The sequence below is a fragment of the Adlercreutzia equolifaciens genome (genome assembly GCF_029076695.1).
GTDB classification, from domain to species: domain Bacteria; phylum Actinomycetota; class Coriobacteriia; order Coriobacteriales; family Eggerthellaceae; genus Adlercreutzia; species Adlercreutzia equolifaciens_A.
The window spans coordinates 1-325 of record NZ_JARFIK010000214.1 but is presented as its reverse complement, the minus strand read 5'-3'; the positions used below and the strand labels follow the sequence as shown (position 1 = coordinate 325).

Annotated in this window: 1 protein-coding gene; it reads right to left on the bottom strand. The window is 50.2% G+C overall.

Features of this window, described 5'->3' with window-relative positions; all coding sequences use genetic code 11:
- Positions 1-309: glutamate ligase domain-containing protein (locus PZH32_RS12110; RefSeq protein ID WP_428994045.1), on the bottom strand; the 309-nt coding region annotated here is incomplete at its 3' end.
- Between the last annotated feature and the right edge of the window lie 16 nt (positions 310-325).

The window sequence follows — 325 nt, the reverse complement described above, 5'->3', positions numbered from 1 at the left end:
CAGGATCACCGGCTCTCCGTCTGCTGCTGAAGCTTCACTGTCTGCCGTCCTCTGTCCTGCTCTTTCTGCTGCTTTCATCGCTTTTTCCACGGCATCCTCTATTCTTCCTGCCGCCGCTGTCTGCCGACAGTATTTTTTTGCACACTCTGCAAGCTTTTCTGCCGGCAGTGTACGCTCCACATTCGGAAGATCAACTGTATAAACCTGCTGTGCCAGCGGGCAAAGAATCGATGCGATCTTTTCATATTCCTTGTCCTTAAATACTCCTAGAATAAGGATCAGCCGTCTTCCCGGAAAATAGCGTTCCATGGACATCCGAAGTTTC